Source organism: Syntrophus sp. (in: bacteria), from assembly GCF_040768185.1.
In the GTDB taxonomy this organism is placed as follows: domain Bacteria; phylum Desulfobacterota; class Syntrophia; order Syntrophales; family Syntrophaceae; genus Syntrophus; species Syntrophus buswellii.
Genome location: NZ_JAXGNC010000001.1, coordinates 311,312 through 327,826, shown reverse-complemented (window position 1 = coordinate 327,826; position 16,515 = coordinate 311,312). Strand labels below are relative to the sequence as shown.

Annotated in this window: 15 protein-coding genes; 5 read left to right on the top strand and 10 right to left on the bottom strand. The window is 51.5% G+C overall.

The genetic code is table 11. From position 1 onward, the window contains the following. Positions 1 to 34: 34 nt before the first annotated feature. The 5 genes from AB3175_RS01565 to AB3175_RS01545 all read right to left on the bottom strand — a co-directional run bounded on the left by AB3175_RS01565 (position 35) and on the right by AB3175_RS01545 (position 4,750). Positions 35 to 991, bottom strand: coding sequence for a DnaJ C-terminal domain-containing protein (locus AB3175_RS01565; protein WP_367359177.1), 957 nt, complete (start codon positions 989 to 991; stop codon positions 35 to 37). Between the two features lie 133 nt (positions 992 to 1,124). Continuing rightward, entirely contained in the window at positions 1,125 to 1,799 is a 675-nt protein-coding gene (locus AB3175_RS01560) for a YfgM family protein (protein ID WP_367359176.1), read from the bottom strand. Then, complete coding sequence (locus AB3175_RS01555; protein ID WP_367359175.1) at positions 1,796 to 2,230, bottom strand: acyl-CoA thioesterase; 435 nt, start codon at positions 2,228 to 2,230, stop codon at positions 1,796 to 1,798. The genes AB3175_RS01560 and AB3175_RS01555 overlap by 4 nt, the downstream gene beginning before the upstream one ends. Continuing rightward, on the bottom strand, positions 2,211 to 3,440 hold the full coding sequence (locus AB3175_RS01550; protein ID WP_367359174.1) for a cofactor-independent phosphoglycerate mutase: 1,230 nt from the start codon (positions 3,438 to 3,440) through the stop codon (positions 2,211 to 2,213). Before AB3175_RS01550 ends, AB3175_RS01555 begins: the two co-directional genes overlap by 20 nt. Continuing rightward, positions 3,437 to 4,750: a homoserine dehydrogenase gene (locus AB3175_RS01545; protein ID WP_367359173.1), complete on the bottom strand. Its 1,314-nt coding sequence runs from the start codon at positions 4,748 to 4,750 to the stop codon at positions 3,437 to 3,439. The genes AB3175_RS01550 and AB3175_RS01545 overlap by 4 nt, the downstream gene beginning before the upstream one ends. 261 nt (positions 4,751 to 5,011) lie before the next feature. Between AB3175_RS01545 and purM the strand changes: the two genes are divergently transcribed. Genes purM through AB3175_RS01530 form a run of 3 tightly spaced genes read left to right on the top strand, consistent with a single transcriptional unit; the run spans position 5,012 to position 8,129 of the window. Then, positions 5,012 to 6,055: a phosphoribosylformylglycinamidine cyclo-ligase gene (purM, locus tag AB3175_RS01540; protein ID WP_367359172.1), complete on the top strand. Its 1,044-nt coding sequence runs from the start codon at positions 5,012 to 5,014 to the stop codon at positions 6,053 to 6,055. Between the two features lie 21 nt (positions 6,056 to 6,076). Further along, positions 6,077 to 6,742, top strand: a complete 666-nt coding sequence (gene purN / locus AB3175_RS01535; protein ID WP_367359171.1) for a phosphoribosylglycinamide formyltransferase — start codon at positions 6,077 to 6,079, stop codon at positions 6,740 to 6,742. A gap of 52 nt (positions 6,743 to 6,794) precedes the next feature. Then, positions 6,795 to 8,129, top strand: coding sequence for an ATP-dependent 6-phosphofructokinase (locus tag AB3175_RS01530; protein ID WP_367359170.1), 1,335 nt, complete (start codon positions 6,795 to 6,797; stop codon positions 8,127 to 8,129). A 2-nt stretch (positions 8,130 to 8,131) separates the two neighbouring features. Here AB3175_RS01530 and AB3175_RS01525 read toward each other — a convergent pair whose 3' ends face one another. Continuing rightward, entirely contained in the window at positions 8,132 to 9,238 is a 1,107-nt protein-coding gene (locus tag AB3175_RS01525; protein ID WP_367359169.1) for a 6-phosphofructokinase, read from the bottom strand. Positions 9,239 to 9,401: 163 nt separating this feature from the next. Between AB3175_RS01525 and rpmB the strand changes: the two genes are divergently transcribed. Next, positions 9,402 to 9,599 carry a 50S ribosomal protein L28 gene (gene rpmB, locus AB3175_RS01520; RefSeq protein ID WP_367359168.1) on the top strand — a complete coding sequence of 66 codons (198 nt, stop codon included), beginning with the start codon at positions 9,402 to 9,404 and terminating at the stop codon, positions 9,597 to 9,599. On the opposite strand, the gene AB3175_RS01515 is transcribed toward rpmB, so the two are convergent. The 4 genes from AB3175_RS01515 to AB3175_RS01500 form a co-directional block, all read right to left on the bottom strand. Next, the gene (locus tag AB3175_RS01515) at positions 9,594 to 10,373 is read right to left on the bottom strand and encodes a hypothetical protein (RefSeq protein WP_367359167.1); all 780 of its coding nucleotides are present in this window, start codon (positions 10,371 to 10,373) and stop codon (positions 9,594 to 9,596) included. The two genes, rpmB and AB3175_RS01515, sit on opposite strands and share 6 nt — an antisense overlap. A 70-nt stretch (positions 10,374 to 10,443) precedes the next feature. Further along, positions 10,444 to 10,641 (bottom strand): DUF4911 domain-containing protein, encoded by a 198-nt coding sequence (locus AB3175_RS01510; protein ID WP_367359451.1) that lies wholly within the window; start codon positions 10,639 to 10,641, stop codon positions 10,444 to 10,446. A gap of 25 nt (positions 10,642 to 10,666) precedes the next feature. After that, complete coding sequence (locus tag AB3175_RS01505; protein WP_367359166.1) at positions 10,667 to 12,607, bottom strand: biotin/lipoyl-containing protein; 1,941 nt, start codon at positions 12,605 to 12,607, stop codon at positions 10,667 to 10,669. Positions 12,608 to 12,622: 15 nt separating this feature from the next. Beyond that, positions 12,623 to 14,083, bottom strand: a complete 1,461-nt coding sequence (locus AB3175_RS01500) for an acetyl/propionyl/methylcrotonyl-CoA carboxylase subunit alpha (protein WP_367359165.1) — start codon at positions 14,081 to 14,083, stop codon at positions 12,623 to 12,625. Positions 14,084 to 14,439: 356 nt separating this feature from the next. Between AB3175_RS01500 and fusA the strand changes: the two genes are divergently transcribed. Then, positions 14,440 to 16,515, top strand: coding sequence for an elongation factor G (fusA, locus tag AB3175_RS01495; protein WP_367359164.1), 2,076 nt, complete (start codon positions 14,440 to 14,442; stop codon positions 16,513 to 16,515).

The following is a 16,515-nucleotide window of genomic DNA, read 5'->3' as shown; positions in this document are numbered from 1 at the left end:
TAATATATCTTATAAGACGTACAGAATCAGATTTCTACAGGCCTTCTTCTGCAAGGGACCGAATTAAGTTCGCCTGAGCCTCTGAAAGTTTCTTGGGAATACTCACCGAAATCTTGACGTACTGATCTCCCTTTGTACCTCCCTTGAGGCCGGGAACGCCATAACCCTTCATTCGAATTCGCGTGTTGTTTTGAGTTCCCGGGGGAACCTTGATCCGCTTGGTAGAACCGTCGATCGTGGCGACTTCAATGGTGGTTCCCAGAACCGCCTGAGTGTAATTGATCGTTTTTTCGATATAGATATCGTTTCCCTCCCGCGCAAAGAGAGGATGCGGCAATACGGTGATGTTCAAATACAGGTCGCCCGGAGGCCCGCCGTCGATTCCTGGATTTCCCTTTCCAGTCACTCGGAGTTTCTTTCCCGTGCTGATTCCTTTGGGAATTTTTATATTGATTTCATCGATTTTATCGGCTTTTTGCAGAGCAATTTTCTTTTCGGTGCCAAAGACCGACTCTTCAAGGCTGATAGAAAGATTGTACTGAAGATCCTGACCCTTTTGAGGGATCTTCGCGTATTGCGATGATCCTCCGAAGAGTTCGGCAAAGGGGTCATATCCTCCCTGCGTGGCATAGGGCCCGGTTCTTCTTCCGGCAGTCGTTCGATAGGTACGGGCACCAGCCGAACGGCCCCCCATACCTCCAAATCCAAATTCACGGAGAATCGAATTCAGGTCCACATTTCTGAAGATGTCTTCCTGCGAATACCGCTGGCTGAAGGTATCGGAGCCGAAGCTGTCGTACTGTTTGCGCTTTTCCGCATCGCTCAGAACGGCGTAAGCCTCGCTTATTTTTTTGAACTGCTCTTCAGCTTCCTTGTTGTTCGGATTTTTGTCCGGATGATATTTCAAGGCGAGCTTTCGGTAAGCTTTTTTGATCTCATCACTGCTTGCAGTTTTTTCCAATCCCAGAATTTTATAATAGTCTTCCGCCATAGGCCCGAATCGTAATCATCCTGCTAACGTATTTCTTTTGAATCAGGGTTAAATACTGTCATTACCCTAAAAATAGAAACGAGATTGCCATTGTCAAGGTTGCAGATAAAAAAGAGTCCCTATGATAAGGCACTTAAGAAAGAAGCGCTATTTTCCGCTTGATGAACATCGTAAATGTCGGATCCGCCGACTGCTCCAGGGCTTTTTGATAACTTTTCAGGGCTTCTTTTGAATTGCCCATCTTTTCGTAGATTCTTCCCATATCCCGATAAACAAAAGTTTCCAGGCTTCTCACAGCTTCGATTTTTTCTGCCTGCTGCAAGGCCTGCAGGGCTTTTTGAAAATCTTTCTTCGCCTCATGGCAGTAAGAGAGCCCGCTGTAGGCAAGCACTTTCAGTTCATTTTGATCTGAAGCGTTCGCCAGAAAGGTCTCGTAGGAAGAAATCGACGCGTCGAGATCGTTCTGATCGAAATAGAGATTTCCCAGCCGATAATAGCTGAGATTGGCAGCCTGGCTGTCGGGGTAATTCGAAATGACACGTTTGTAGTTTTTGATCAGTTCATTCGCCGGGTTGGATGAGGATTCCTTAACGGCTGTTCCTTCAATTTTGACATACTGCTCCCAAGCATGCTTCTGATAATAATGTCGATAGGTGCCCCACGCAACAACAACAGCCAGGAGCCCCATGACCGCACCGGCCATCAACAGAACTTTTTTCCTGTTCAGTGCATAATAGTCAAGAAGCTTATTGAAAAATACTTGAAACTGATCCGGTTTCTTCAGCTCTTCCACGTCTTTTTTACTCATGAATTTCTCCTGGCTCCTTCTTCGGGCGGCGCATGAACCCTCAGTATTTCTAGAATATGCTTCGGGAGTCGAACGATCTTCTTTTCCCGTGTCGTGCAGGCGTGGATCGTGTAGCCTTCAACGAAGGCCTTCTCTCCCTGCTCATCGAGAATACGATAATTAAATCTTAAACTTGCCCTGTTGACATAGGCGATTTCCGTTTCAATGCGGAGGATCTGGTCATAAACGGCGGGCAGAAGATATTGGCAGTACACTTCGGTCAGCGGGAGGTTGAATCCCTCCTCTTCCATTCGAGAATACAGGACACCGATTTCTCGAAGGAATTCAGACCGGCCGATCTCAAACCATTTGATATAGTTCGTGTGATAAACGATCCCCATAGCGTCCGTATCCGCGTACATGACACGAACTTTAGCTATGTTTTTTTTCAACGAAAGCCCCCCAGCTCCTCATGAACAATTCCATCAAGTGATACCCAGGCGAGATCAGCAAGCCGCTTTTTTGGGCCGAAGATTCGCAGAAAGACAGACCCTGGCAAAGATTTTCTTCTTTTTTCGACGAGAAAACGGCAAAGGGGCTTGGATCCGCTGCGTGGGTTCGAAGGCTTATCGGCGTAGGATGATCACTGAGGATCATGACCCGGTAATCATGAAAATCCCGGATCCCCTGGAGGATCGTGCCCAGGACCTTTTCGTCGATATCCTCGATCGCACGAATCTTTCCTGCAACAGAGCCTTCGTGCCCCATTTCATCCGGCGCTTCGACGTGGATAAATACGAAATCCAGTTCCTTTAATGCGGCCAGGGCCTTGCTGGCCTTCCCGAGGTAATTGGTATCTGTGTAGCCAGTGGCGCCTTCAACAGGAATGATTTCAAGGCCGGCGTAGATGCCGATTCCATTGAGCAGGTCAACGGCGGAGATCATGCCGCCCTTTATTGAATACTGGTCCGTGAGCGGAACAATGTTCGGCGCCCTTCCCTGCCCCCACAGCCAGATGGAATTTGCCGGTTTCAAGCCGGACTCCACGCGCCTCCGATTTACAGGATGGCTTTTCAGAACCTGCCGGGAACGCTGCATCAGTTCGAGGATCTTCCCGGCTGCTTCGCCCTCCGGAAGATAGCCTTGAACCGATCTGCCGGTAATATCGTGAGGTGGGGTCAGCTTGACGGCATTCCTGCCTGACCGCCAGATCATCAAATTCCTGTAACCCACACCGGGGAAGAACCGTATGTTCTCACTGCCCAGTTCGCGATTAAGATCGGCGAGAATTTCCTTTGACTCTGCCGAACTGATATGCCCCGAGGTAAAATCCACCATGACCGGGTCTTCCCCCGGTCCGAGAGTCACAAGATTGCAGCGGAAGGCTACATCATCGGGACCCAGAACCAGCCCCATGCTCGCGGCCTCCAGAGGCCCCCTTCCTGAATAGGTCTTTTCCGGATCATAGCCCAGAACGGAGAGATTGGCCACATCGCTTCCCGGCAACAGGCCTTGCGGAATCGTATCGACCAGCCCCAGGGTCCCCTCTGAAGCCATTCGATCCATAAAAGGGGTGACGGCGGCGTCCAGGGGCGTTCTGCCGTCCAGTTCAGCTATGGGATAATCCGCCATTCCATCCCCTAAAATAATGACGTATTTCATGGCAGCCTGTCGTCCTCGATCCGGATCAATACGGTTTGTCCCTGAACAATATCCAGACGGTCAATCTGTTCGAGTGCCCTGCGGACATTCTGTTCAGTGGATTTGTGCGTTGTCATGACAATGGGTACAGCCTGCCCTTTTTTTCTCCCTTTTTGGATGACCGTGGCGATGCTGATGTTTTCCTCGGCAAGAATGCCGGCTATCCGCGAGAGAACCCCAGGTCGATCCAATGCCGAAAAACGGAAATAATAATGGGTCATGATATTCTCAACGGGCATCAGGTTGATATCCTCAATGGTCTCTTCCTGAAAGGATCTTGCCGGTACGCGCCACGAAACGCCCTTCAGGATATCACGGGAAATGTCGATCACATCGCTGATGACGGCGCTGGCCGTCGGCATCATGCCCGCCCCCTGGCCGTAGAGAAAGACGGAGTCCGAAGCATCGCCGATGATGTGAAAGGCGTTGTAATTTCCATTGACATTGGCCAGGAGGTGATGAAAGGGAACCATCGTCGGATGAATCCGCGCCTCAATAAGCTCATCGTGCTGCCTTGCAATAGCCAGCAGCTTGATGTGATACCCCAGCTCCCCGGCGAATTCGACATCCTGCTGACTGATGCCTGAAATTCCCTCCCGGTAGAGATCGTCAAGGGGAACTCTCCTGCCATAGGCCAGCGTCAGAACCAGCGCCAGTTTATGCGCCGCGTCCACTCCCTCGACATCAAAGGTCGGATCCGCTTCAGCAAAACCCAGTTCCTGCGCCTCTTTCAGAACGGTTTCAAAATCCTCCCGATCTGTGGTCATTTTCGTCAGGATGTAATTGGACGTGCCGTTCATGATGCCTAGCACAGACCTGATCCGGTTGGCCACCAGACCTTCCCGGATCGTTTTGATAATCGGTATTGTCCCCCCGACACTGGCCTCAAAGCAGATGTTCCGCTGCTTTTTCGCCGCCAGTTGAAAGAGGTCGTTCCCATAGGTCGCCAGCAGCGCCTTGTTGGCCGTAACCACGTGCTTCCCGTTGTTCAGCGCGTCCGAGATGAATTTCAGAGCCGGTTGATAGCCCCCCACAAGCTCAATGACAATATCGATCTCTGGATCATTGAGGATCGCGTCGGCGTCTGTTGACAGAAGCTGCGGTTCCACGGCAGTCAGACGCGGCGATGCGATATCGATATCCACGATTTTTTTCAGAACAAGCTTTGTTCCCAGGCGTTTTTCCAGGATATCGGCATTGTCTCTCAACAGCTTCACAACACCGGTTCCAATATTCCCGAAGCCGATCAGCCCCAAGTGAATATGTCTCATCTACAAAAGTCTCCTTCTACTTCGAGGATTCCAGGCGGCAGGATGTCAAGCCTCATCGAAAAGGAACCCTTCGAACCAATACGTTTTCACCGATAAAACACGTTGATTCTGCGATATAATTGTAAATCCGGAGAAACGTATTGCTAACAAATATTCAGGATTAGCGCAAGGAAAGATTTGACTTTTGGAACGATGTAAAATAAAGGATGAAGATTACGACGGCTGTTTACAAGATCATTACATTCCGGTCAGGGAGCCTCTATGGACGAAAAGGCATCATATAAAGATGCGGGTGTTGACATCGATCAAGCCAACCTCTTTATAACGAAGATTCTTCCCCTCATTAAACAGACCTCAAGAAAAGAGGTCATGAACAGTATTGGAGGATTTGGCGGACTTTTTCATCTGGATCTGAAAAAAATCAAGGATCCCGTGCTGGTTGCCTCGACCGATGGCGTCGGGACAAAGATCAAAATCGCCCAGATGATGGACAAGCACGATACGGTGGGCATCGACCTCGTCGCCATGTCGGTCAACGACATTGTTGTTCAGGGTGCCGAACCTCTTTTTTTCCTGGATTACATCGCCATTGGCCGGATGGATGTCGAACGCAATGTGAAACTGATTGAAGGGGTCGTGGCAGGCTGCCAGGAAGCCGGCTGCTCCCTGATCGGCGGCGAAACAGCCGAAATGCCGGGAATATACGGTGAGAACGAATACGATCTGGCGGGCTTCTGCGTTGGCGTTGTGGAAAATGGCAGGATTATCGACGGATCGGACATCAGTGTCGGCGATACGGTCATCGGGATCGCCTCAAACGGGATTCACAGCAACGGCTATTCCCTGGTTCGCAACGTGTTATTTGAAAAAGCCGGGCTGACGGTTCAGGACCAGCTGGACGGATTGGAGCAATCTCTTGGAGAAGAACTCCTTCGACCCACTCGAATCTATGTCAAACCCGTCTTAAATTTACTCAAGAATTTCAGCATTAGGGGAATTGTTCACATCACAGGCGGCGGTTTTTTTGACAACATACCCAGGATTGTTCCCCGCCAGTGCTGCACGGTAATCAAGAGAGACAGCTGGCCGGTCCCGGAGATTTTCCGCAGGATTCAGGAAATCGGCCATGTCGACCTGGATGAAATGTTCCGTGTCTTTAACATGGGTATCGGCATGATGCTTGTTGTTTCCGAAAAGGAGGCCGCCGATATTCTGGAACGCCTGAATATCCTGGGAGAAAAGGCCTATATGATCGGTTCAATTGAAAAAGCAGCCTCGGATCAACCTTCCGTTTCCTTTATCTAATCCGTTTAGCTTTAGCTCCCTATGAAAAAAAAACTGCCCATTGGAGTTCTTGTCTCGGGAAGCGGTTCCAATCTTCAAGCCATCATCGATTCGATTGACCGGGGCCGGCTGAATGCAGACATCAAGGCCGTGATCAGCAACGTTCCGGACGCCTACGCCTTGACGCGTGCCCGGAACCACTCCCTTCCGACGTTTGTCATTCCTCACGAGAAGTTTCAGAAGCGTGAAGCCTTTGATGAAGAAGTCGTTCATATCTTAAACGAGAGCGGCGTGGAACTTGTCGTCATGGCCGGCTTCATGCGCATTATTACCGCTGTTCTACTCGACGCCTATCCCGGCAGGATTGTGAACATCCATCCCGCGCTGCTTCCGTCGTTTCGCGGGATGCATGCCCAGCGCCAGGCTGTCGATTACGGCGTGAAATTTTCCGGTTGCACCGTTCATATCGTCGATTCCGGAGTTGACTCCGGTCCCATCATCATCCAAGCCGTGGTTCCTGTTCTAGAGAGCGATACGGAAGAGACTCTTTCTGCCCGGATATTACAAGAGGAACACCGGATATACCCCCAGGCCATCCAGTTTTTCGCCTCAGAAAGAATCCATCTCAAAAACCGTAAAGTGATCATTTCTGAAGGACTCTGTGAGGAGCATTCATCTCTTCACAACCCAAACCTTTCCGGCTTTTAAGTCAGACAGGAGTGCATATTAACGCCCGACTGGCAGGAGGAAACAAAAGGCCATGAATAAGGATTCCGTTACGGATTACACCATACAGACCCTGGGCAGATGCAACATCCAGACTCCCGTATTGGTGAATTACTATACATCGGACAATAAGCGTCTTCTGCTTCAGAATTATCTGGATGATCAGGCCCCGGCAAAGGCAAAAACGACCAGGGGCAGAAGGGAGTGCTCATCTTCAGTGGAGTTGGCAGGGCCTCGGGAAAAACTATTCTTCGATCCCCCCAAGACCAAAGCGGCCATTGTCACCTGCGGAGGCTTATGCCCCGGCATCAATGATGTGATCCGAGCCATTGTGATGGAATCGCATCACCGCTATGGAGTTCGCAATATTATCGGCATCAAGTACGGGTTTCAGGGGCTCATCCCGTCTTTTGGCCATGAGATTGCCGAGCTGACCCCTGAAGTCGTAGAGAACATTCATCGTGAAGGAGGAAGCATTCTATCCTCCTCTCGTGGTCAGCAGAACATCGGGGAAATGGTGGACGCCCTTGTCCGGATGAATGTCTCCATTCTTTTCTGCATCGGCGGTGATGGAACCATGAGGGCGGCCGAACGTATCACGGAGGAGATCACCAGGCGGCAATTGAGCATCAGTGTGGTTGGAATCCCGAAGACGATTGACAATGACCTGAATTTTGTTCAAAAGACGTTCGGTTTTGACACGGCAATCGCTGAATCCGTAAAGGCGATCGCCTGCGCCCATACCGAAGCCAGGGGTGCACCCATGGGAGTCGGCCTCGTGAAGATCATGGGCCGACTGTCCGGACAAATTGCCGTCGGCGCCGCACTGGCACAAAACGACGTCAATTTTGTCCTTGTCCCGGAGGTCCCCTTCTGCCTGGAAGGGGAACATGGCCTGCTCAAGTCTCTGGAAGCCCGGCTGAAAGCAAGGAAACACTGCGTGATTCTTGTTGCGGAAGGCGCAGGCCAGGAATTGATGCGCAACGACAAGATGGTTCAGGAAACCGATGCTTCCGGAAATGTCCGCCTGCTGGATATCGGATTTTTCCTGAAAGTCCGGATTGAAGAATATTTCAAAAAAACCGGCCTTGAGATCAACCTCAAGTACATAGACCCCAGTTACATGATCCGCAGTGTCCCTGCAAACGCAAGCGACTGCATCTATTGCTCCGCCCTGGGACAATACGCCGTTCATGCCGGCATGGCAGGCAAAACCGGAATGTTGGTCGCCCTGATGAAAGATGAATATGTCCACCTGCCCATCAGGGTTGTCACCTCCGGAAAACAGATCGATCCGGAGGGAAATCTTTGGATGCGGGTTCTTGAATCAACGGGGCAGCCCACCACCATGATGGATGATCCATGCTGACGTCAGCCGATGATGGAACGCCTTCCGTTGTACCGATCTTTGTCGTAATTTTTTTCAATATCGACAAGTTTTAATTTACCGATACATTCCTTCAGGGGGGCGCTGGTGATTTCTCCCCTCTGGAGGCTGGCCATCCGTCCGAAATCTTCATTAATGATCATGTCCACGGCGGCAATGCCGTACCATCTCGCCATCAAACGATCGTGGGCTGATGGTGTTCCTCCCCGCTGCAAATGGCTCAGAGTCAAATGGCGGGTTTCAAAGCTTGTTCTGGCTTCAATTTCCTCCGCAACATACTTGGCGATTCCTCCAAGAGCGACATGCCCGAATTCGTCCATCTTGCCACTCTGGATGAATTCGTCCCGGCCCGCCACCTTGGCGCCCTCGGCCACGACGATAATGGCGTAGCGGATCTCCCTGCCTTTCCTCTCCTGCAGCAGATGGGCGACTTCATCCAGATTGAAGGGATATTCGGGAATGAGGATAATGTAAGCGCCACTGCATTCCCCCCCATGGAGAGCCAGCCATCCGGCATGACGTCCCATGGTCTCCACAACGAAGATACGGCTGTGGGAACCTGCCGTTGTCCGCAACCGGTCAATTTCTTCCATGATCACGTTGACGGCCGTATCGAATCCCAGCGAATAATCGGTCCCCATCAGGTCGTTATCAATGGTCTTGGGGATGCCGACCGTTTTAACGCCCAGTTTGTGAAGGCGGTAGGCCGCGCCCAGGGTATCCTCCCCTCCGATGGCCACCACCACATCGACCCCGAGTTTCTTGATGTTGTCAAGCAGGATTTCCGACCGGTCATTTTTCGGATTGAAAGGATTGGTCCGCGAGGTCCCGAGATTCGTTCCGCCGTAGCGGTCCCACGTTCGCACGGTTTCCTCATCCAAGGGCCTTATGTATTTTTCCAGGCTTTTCGGGTCCTCCGGATTCACATCAACAAGACCCCGCCATCCCTCTGTAACCCCTATTACTTCAAAGTTTATGGAGCGCTTTGAACTCAACCATGAGTCCATGGCACTTTTAGTGACCCACTTAACGGCACCATTGAGACCCGGACAGTCACCACCACCCGTCAACACGGCAAGTTTCATCTTCATTTTTCTTCTCCACCCTGGGAAATTTAACGTATCTCTTAGAAATATGATACCATATTCGATAAGCAAATTGTATACATGGTAATGCGCTTTGACATAAATAAAGCTTGCAAAATGATCCGTTCTGGTTTAGTAACCAACGCATTCTTTTGAAGGGAGAAGAGACATGTCTAGAATTTGTGACGTTTGTGGCAAAGGGCCCGTCGTTGGAAACAATGTCAGCCACGCGAACAATAAAACGAAAAAAGTATGGTACCCGAATCTTCAGAAGATCCGGTGCATAGACAGCAAGACGGGCACTGTCAAGAGGGTGAAGGTCTGTACCCGTTGCCTGCGTTCCGGATTTGTGAAGAAGGCCTTATAAAAAGCAGGGAATACTTGAATTTTTTATCGCGCAAAGGGTAGGACTCAGAAACGCGTCAAAATCGTCAACCAGGCGCATCGCCTGAAGCAGAAGCGCCCTGGTTCCTTCCCAAGCGGCATCGTCATCGCGATCCAGGCCGAACCGGTCGATATAAAAGCCGATTCGGCCTTCAATATCCTTGAGGCTCTTGATTCTTTCCAAGGTGCCTGAACTCAATCCTTTCTCAAGTGCCTGCCGAATCACCGCCGCTTCCACACCAAAAAACCAGTCAAGGGTCTCGCAGAGCTCATCCATTTTTTTGTCTACCGTATGATCGACCGCCTCACTGAACAATTCGTACAACCTCACCTCCCCCGCTTCCTGTACAAGCCGCAGATCAAAGGTCAGTTCAATGATGGTGTGGGCCCGATAAGCGGCCGTCCTGCGATCGACGTCCATTCCCATCCTCTGCTGAAATTCCAGAATCGGCTCTATCAGCGATTGGCCGCGCCGGTAGGCATACCCCTGGGAGTTTGGATTAAAGCCGCAGACAGGATCGGTATGAATCTGACCATGGTGGGCCATGTCATCCACCAGGAGATGAAAAAGCACATAGGCGGCCTTCTGATGTTGCGGGGGGTAGAAAAAACGCCGTGGAATTCCATGGGTAAATTCAGCGGTAATGCCCTTTTGGATCGGCAGCAGATCCGGACAGACATTATAAACGTAGAGATCCAGAGACTCTCGGAAATTCGAACCGAGAAACTCTTTAAGGATCCAGGTATGAGTCATCATGAACATTGTTGGGCCTCTGGAAAACGAAAGAAAGATCGCCTTTTTTCTGCGTTCTTAAAGGAGCGCTTTGTCAGTTCCCTGGAAGCAATGGCTCATGAAATTCAATTTCTGTTTTCAGCCGGCAAAGGATCTCCGAGACCGTGTCTTCAAAACCCGGCATCGCCGAGATTTGAAGCAGTGCAATCCGCGGATCTATCGTAGAGACGGAGCAGACGCCTTCATACCCTTCAAGCAGAAATTGAAGACAGGCGATATCCCATCTGTTTATACGGAGGATGATTCTCTTGATCGCCTTATTCCTTCTTGATCATGAGCAGGGGAGTGCCAACCTCGACCTTGTCTCCCGGCCCGACAAAGATTTCTGACACCTGGCCGTTCAGGTCGGAAACGACATTGTTCAGCATCTTCATCGCCTCCAGGATGACGAGAATTTGCCCCGTGGAAACTTCATCTCCTTCCGAGACGGGAATTTCATTCACAGTCCCCGTAATGTGCGAACGAATATCACCGGACAAGGCCAAGGCGTCAATCTCCTTCGGAGTCAACTGCAATTTTCTTTCCTTCGCCGTGCCCTCGATTTCCATTTCCGTCAAAATGGGTTGCGAATGGTGATCGATGAGCATATAGGTCACGGCATCGCCCGTTTTGGTCTTCCGCTGTGTCCCGATTTCGATGATGTGCAGTTTTCCGAAGACATCGAGGATTTCAAACTTTTCTCCCAGGTTGAAGCCGCCCTTTTTAAACCAGATCCGGGGCGGCAGGACCCAGGTTTTTCCAAATTTTGCTTCAAACTTGAAAAAATCCACCGCATCGTTGGGATGCTGCAGATAAAGGACCAGTTCATCCTCCGAAGCTTCGCGCCCCAGGCGATGCTCCAGCACTTTTTTCTCAACGCTCAGATCGATATCGTCCACTTTTTGAATTCCGTATTCCTCATCCACCATCCGTTTCCAATCCGGCCCGAAAACGGACTCGTAGATGTCATCGGAGGGCCGATAGAAGGGAAACTCTCCATAGCGCCCCAGCATGAGATTTTTCAGATCGTCCGTAGCGTCCTTATAGCGCTTCCCTTTCAGGACATTGTTTGCCGCGGTCGTCCAGAGGATCTGCGAACCGGGCGTAACGCTCCACCAGTTTCCCAGTTCGACGTGCACCCGCGGCAGTTCCGTCTGAAGAATTTCCGGCATGCGATGCAGAAAACCGCCTTTCAGGGCCTGTTCGAAGCTTGATCCTGTGGCCCCGCCGGGAAGTTTGTGAGTCTGGACGGTTGGGTCAAAGCCGAGAAACTGCGATTCAAAATCGCGATAGTATTCCCTCTCAGGCCGGAGTTTATTGGAAGTCTCTATCACAGCCTGACGATCGAGCCCCGCTGCGTGGTATCCCAGGTCATCCAGGATGTCGATCACGGAAAGGAGTGGCGGCGGGCCGTAAAAACCGGTGAAGGCGTGATCTCCGGCATTCACGATTTTCGCCCCGTTCTGAACGGCTTCCACAATCCGTCCGATATCCGCCCCATCGGTGTTGTGGCCGTGGTAATGGACAATAAGCTCCGGATGGGCATTCAATATGGCCTTTACCAGCCTTCCGATGCGCCTCGGGGTTCCCAGGCCCCCGTGGTTCTTGATTCCCAGCAAAATTTCCGGGCCGGTCACCTCAAGAATTTCGCCTACCTTCTTCACATAGAAGTCATCGGTATGCTCCGGACCCGTGGAAAAGCAGATGGCCGGTTCCAGGAGGCATCCCGCCTTTTGGACCTCTTCGAAGATGGGCACCATGTTCGGAACGAAATTCAGGAAGTCAAAAACCCGCCATACATGGACATATCGCGCAAAGGACCGAACCGTCAAGCGGATCACATTCTCCGGGTATGGTCTGTAGCCAAAAAGGTTGATTCCCCGGCAAAGGGTCTGAAAAAGCGTATCGGGCATGTTTGCGCTCAACACTTCCAGTTTCTCCAGGGGATTCATCTGCTTGCGCAGCATATCCACATGAATGGAAGCCCCTCCGGTGATCTCGATGGAAAAATAGCCCGCGTCGTTTCTTTCCTTGGCCACAAGAAGCTGGGTGTGGGGCATGACCCGGTTCTTGAAATCGGACTGGGAAAGATCCCGTTCGGTGTTGGTTAGGTAGTAGCCGGCAGTCCGCCGGATCTTCTCAAGGACAAAGGACACCCCCCTTTCCTTCAGATCTCTCGGCGATATTCTCTCTTCAAGCAGTTTTTCGGGTATCTTCATAAGTTGCTTCTTCTTTCAATAAGCATACGGATTGATCTTCTTTGCGTGCGTCTCCGCGATCAACCTGGATAGTTTTGCAATCTCCCGCTCACCTTCCGGATAATTGAAGATCTCTGGATGGGTTTCGAGGTAGCCGGTATCGAAAGTTCCCGCCAGGAAATCCGGTTCGTCACAAATCGCCATATAGAACGGGATCGTACTTTTCGGGCCAACGATGAGAAATCCCTGAAGGGCCCTTTTCAACCGCTGGATTGTCTGCTCCCAGTTAAACCCCCGGATGGTCATCTTCACCATCAGCGAATCGTACTCCGTGGGAATTTTATAACCCTGGTAAACCAGACCATCCAGGCGGACTCCCGGCCCGCCGGGAGACTGGTAAACTTCGAGGCGCTTGCCGCCTTCCGGGAGAAAATTGTTTTTCGGATCTTCCGCATTGATCCGGACCTGAACGGCTTTGCCCAGCAGATGAATCCTTTCCATGGGGATCCTCAGGTGTTCCCCTTCGGCAATTCTGATCTGTTCGCGGACTATGTCCACCCCTGTCAGTTCCTCCGTGACGGTATGTTCCACCTGGAGCCGGGTGTTCATCTCCATAAACCAGAATTCATTGGTCTTTGAATCCACGAGAAATTCCACGGTTCCGGCATTTACATAACCCGCCACACGGGCCGCTTCAATGGCGGCCTGGTACATGGCGTTCATGACCTCCGCAGGCAGGTCGGCAGGGGCAATTTCCAGGAGTTTCTGATGGCGCCGCTGAATGGAACAGTCCCGGGATCCCAGGTGGATAATATGGCCGTATTGATCGGCCAGAATCTGTATTTCGATATGCCGCGGCGCTTCGATGCATTTTTCAACATAGACGCTTTCATCGCCGAAGGCGGAAAGGGCCTCGGCCCGAGCCAGGGGAAGCTGAACCTCAAGATCCGCCTCTCCCGTCACCTTTCGTATGCCCCGGCCGCCTCCACCTGAAGAAGCCTTCAGCATGACGGGGTAGCCGTATTTTCGCCCGAAGGCAATGGCCTCGCGAAGTCCGGCATCACCGCGGTACAGATCCTTCGTTCCCGGTATAAAGGGAATATTGGCCTTCTGCATGATGTCCCGGGCGATAACTTTATTGCCAAGACTCCGGATGACATCCGGCGGCGGGCCAATGAACACAATTCCGGCCCGTTCGCATTCCGCAGAAAATTCGGGAATTTCAGATAAAAATCCGTAACCTGGATGAATGGCATCGGAACCGCTTTTCCGGGCCGCCCAGAGAATTTTTTCGATATCCAGATAATCCTTTCGGGGACCATCACCGATCATGATGGCATCGTCCGCCAGTCGGATGTAATAAGCTTCACTGTCCTGTTTCTCGTAGATCACGACGCTATCCATGGAAAGCTCCTTCACGGTGCGCAGGATGCGCAGCGCGATCTCGCCCCTGTTGGCGATGAGAACCTTCCGGATCTTTTTCTTCTGGTTACCCATGTTTGTTCTTCCTCATTTAGTGTTCAGCTGCCCTGCCTGTGCGGATGGTCAAACCGCCCGCGCGCTGGCCCTTCATCCCTTAGATATTTGGAATATGCGACGGATGTGTGCAACAGGAGGGTATCTATTGAGAGCGTGATGATTCTTCAGAATGAGAATTTATATCGGGTTCCCGGGATGCTGTCAATCAGATTGTGACGTTCCGGAGCCTGCCGGGAATATCTCCGCGGAATCCAGGACAGATTGTTTGTAAGAGCCAAATTTGACTTGACTTTAAAGGAAATAATACGCTAAACAGCCGCTGCATCATAGAGCGTCTTCATGACAGGAATGGATATCTACGGAAAGGAGTTTTCATGGCAAAATACGAATCAAAAAATTTGAGAAATGTCGTAATCGTAGGGCATGGTGGCACCGGAAAAACCACGCTCTGCGAATCCTTTCTCTTTGTCAGCGGAAAAAATGAAAGAGCCGGCCGGGTGGATGAAGGCACTTCCTCTTTCGACTACGAGCCTGAAGAACAGAGGAAGCACATCTCGATTTCTTCTGCGACCAATTTTGTTGACTGGGACAAGCACAAAGTGAATATCGTGGACACTCCCGGGGATTCAAATTTTGCCTATGATACGAGAAGCTGTCTTCGCGCCGCCGATGCAGCGGTGATTCTGGTCGACGCCGTGAGCGGCGTTGAGTTCCAGACGGAGAAAGTCTGGGAATATGCCGACAGATATAAACTTCCCCGTGTGGTATTCATTAATCGAATGGATCGGGAACGGGCTCACTTTTTTAATGCCGTGGAGAGCGTTAAATCCAGGATTAAAAAAATTACGCCGATTTTTCTTCCCATCGGTTCCGAAGACGCCTTCAAGGGCGTGATCGATCTTCTTGCCATGAAGGCCTATGTCTTTGATGACCCCAAAGGCGGATATAAAACCGTCGATGTCCCGGAGGACATGAAAAATGAGGCGGAAGGCATGCGGGAAACGATGATGGAGGACATCGCCGAATCTGACGAGAACCTGATGGAAAAGTACCTGGAGGATGGGGAAATCAGTGCGGAAGACATGAAGGCGGGCTTGCGGGCCGGCGTGATCTCCGGATCCATCGTTCCGGCGATGTGCGGCTCTGCGTTGAAGCACATCGGAATCGGTCCCCTGATGGACGTGATTGTCCGTTACCTCCCATCTCCCCTGGACCGCGGCCCTGCTGTCGGCACTAAGCCGGGCACCGACGAGGTGGAAGAGCGTCTCCCCGATGAAAGCGCCCCTTTCTCAGCCTATGTTTTCAAGACCATTGCGGATCCCTATGCCGGCCGCCTGACTCTCTTCCGCGTCTATTCAGGAACGTTGAAATCCGATACGCTCGTCTACAACCCGTCACACAAATCAAGCGAGCGCTTCGGAAACGTTTTCTACCTGGAAGGCAAGAGTCAGAAGCCTGCCGAACTCCTCGTTCCCGGAGACATCGCCGCCGTCGCCAAACTCAAGGAAGCGGTGACCGGCGACACGTTCTGCGCCGAGAAGTTCCCTATTGCTTTCGAGAAGGTAGAGCCCCCGCCCACGGTCATGTCCTTTGCCATCGAGCCGAAGACGAGGGGCGACGAAGAGAAGATCGTGTCATCCATCCTTCGCCTCAGCGAAGAGGATCCAACCCTCACCTTCAGCCGCAACGAGGAAACCAAAGAGATGATCCTCTCGGGAATGGGACAGGTTCACATTGAAGTCAATGTGGAAAAAATGAAGCGGAAATTCGGCGTGGATGTTCTGCTCAAGCAGCCCAAAGTTCCTTACCGGGAAACTATCAAGAGCAAAACAAACATTCAGGGCCGCTACAAGAAACAGTCCGGCGGTCGGGGGCAGTTCGGTGACTGCTGGATCGATATCGAACCCATGCCTCGTGGGAACGGGTTTGAATTCGCAGACAAGATTGTCGGCGGCGTGATTCCCCAGCAGTATCGGCCCGCGGTGGAAAAGGGCATCGTCGAGGCCATGGCGGACGGCGTCATTGCCGGTTATCCCGTCGTCGACCTCAAGGTTTCTCTTGTTGACGGTTCCTACCACACCGTGGACTCCTCTGAAATGGCCTTTAAAATTGCCGGCTCCATGGCCTTTAAAAAGGGCGTCATGCTCTGCCAGCCGATCCTGCTGGAACCGATCGTCAACATCGAGATCGAGATTCCCGATGAATACATGGGGGACGTCATTGGCGATCTGAACAGTCGCCGCGGAAAGGTCCTGGGTATGGACAGTAAAGGCCATCACCAGATTGTCAAGGCGCAGGTTCCCCTTGCGGAAATCCTAAAGTATGCGCCGGATCTTACTTCCATGACGAGCGGCCGCGGGACATTCACCTATTCGCATTCCCACTATGAAGAGGTGCCGGCCCACCTGGCTGAAAAAATCATTGCGGAATCCAAAAAGGAAGAGGCCTGA

What these genes read in the sequence shown, in the direction of transcription:
- AB3175_RS01565 (WP_367359177.1), bottom strand. Translation starts at nt 991, where the DNA reads ATGGCGGAAGACTATTATAAAATTCTGGGATTGGAAAAAACTGCAAGC.
- AB3175_RS01560 (WP_367359176.1), bottom strand. Translation starts at nt 1,799, where the DNA reads ATGAGTAAAAAAGACGTGGAAGAGCTGAAGAAACCGGATCAGTTTCAA.
- AB3175_RS01550 (WP_367359174.1), bottom strand. Translation starts at nt 3,440, where the DNA reads ATGAAATACGTCATTATTTTAGGGGATGGAATGGCGGATTATCCCATA.
- AB3175_RS01545 (WP_367359173.1), bottom strand. Translation starts at nt 4,750, where the DNA reads ATGAGACATATTCACTTGGGGCTGATCGGCTTCGGGAATATTGGAACC.
- purM (WP_367359172.1), top strand. Translation starts at nt 5,012, where the DNA reads ATGGACGAAAAGGCATCATATAAAGATGCGGGTGTTGACATCGATCAA.
- purN (WP_367359171.1), top strand. Translation starts at nt 6,077, where the DNA reads ATGAAAAAAAAACTGCCCATTGGAGTTCTTGTCTCGGGAAGCGGTTCC.
- AB3175_RS01530 (WP_367359170.1), top strand. Translation starts at nt 6,795, where the DNA reads ATGAATAAGGATTCCGTTACGGATTACACCATACAGACCCTGGGCAGA.
- AB3175_RS01525 (WP_367359169.1), bottom strand. Translation starts at nt 9,238, where the DNA reads ATGAAGATGAAACTTGCCGTGTTGACGGGTGGTGGTGACTGTCCGGGT.
- rpmB (WP_367359168.1), top strand. Translation starts at nt 9,402, where the DNA reads ATGTCTAGAATTTGTGACGTTTGTGGCAAAGGGCCCGTCGTTGGAAAC.
- AB3175_RS01515 (WP_367359167.1), bottom strand. Translation starts at nt 10,373, where the DNA reads ATGATGACTCATACCTGGATCCTTAAAGAGTTTCTCGGTTCGAATTTC.
- AB3175_RS01505 (WP_367359166.1), bottom strand. Translation starts at nt 12,607, where the DNA reads ATGAAGATACCCGAAAAACTGCTTGAAGAGAGAATATCGCCGAGAGAT.
- AB3175_RS01500 (WP_367359165.1), bottom strand. Translation starts at nt 14,083, where the DNA reads ATGGGTAACCAGAAGAAAAAGATCCGGAAGGTTCTCATCGCCAACAGG.
- fusA (WP_367359164.1), top strand. Translation starts at nt 14,440, where the DNA reads ATGGCAAAATACGAATCAAAAAATTTGAGAAATGTCGTAATCGTAGGG.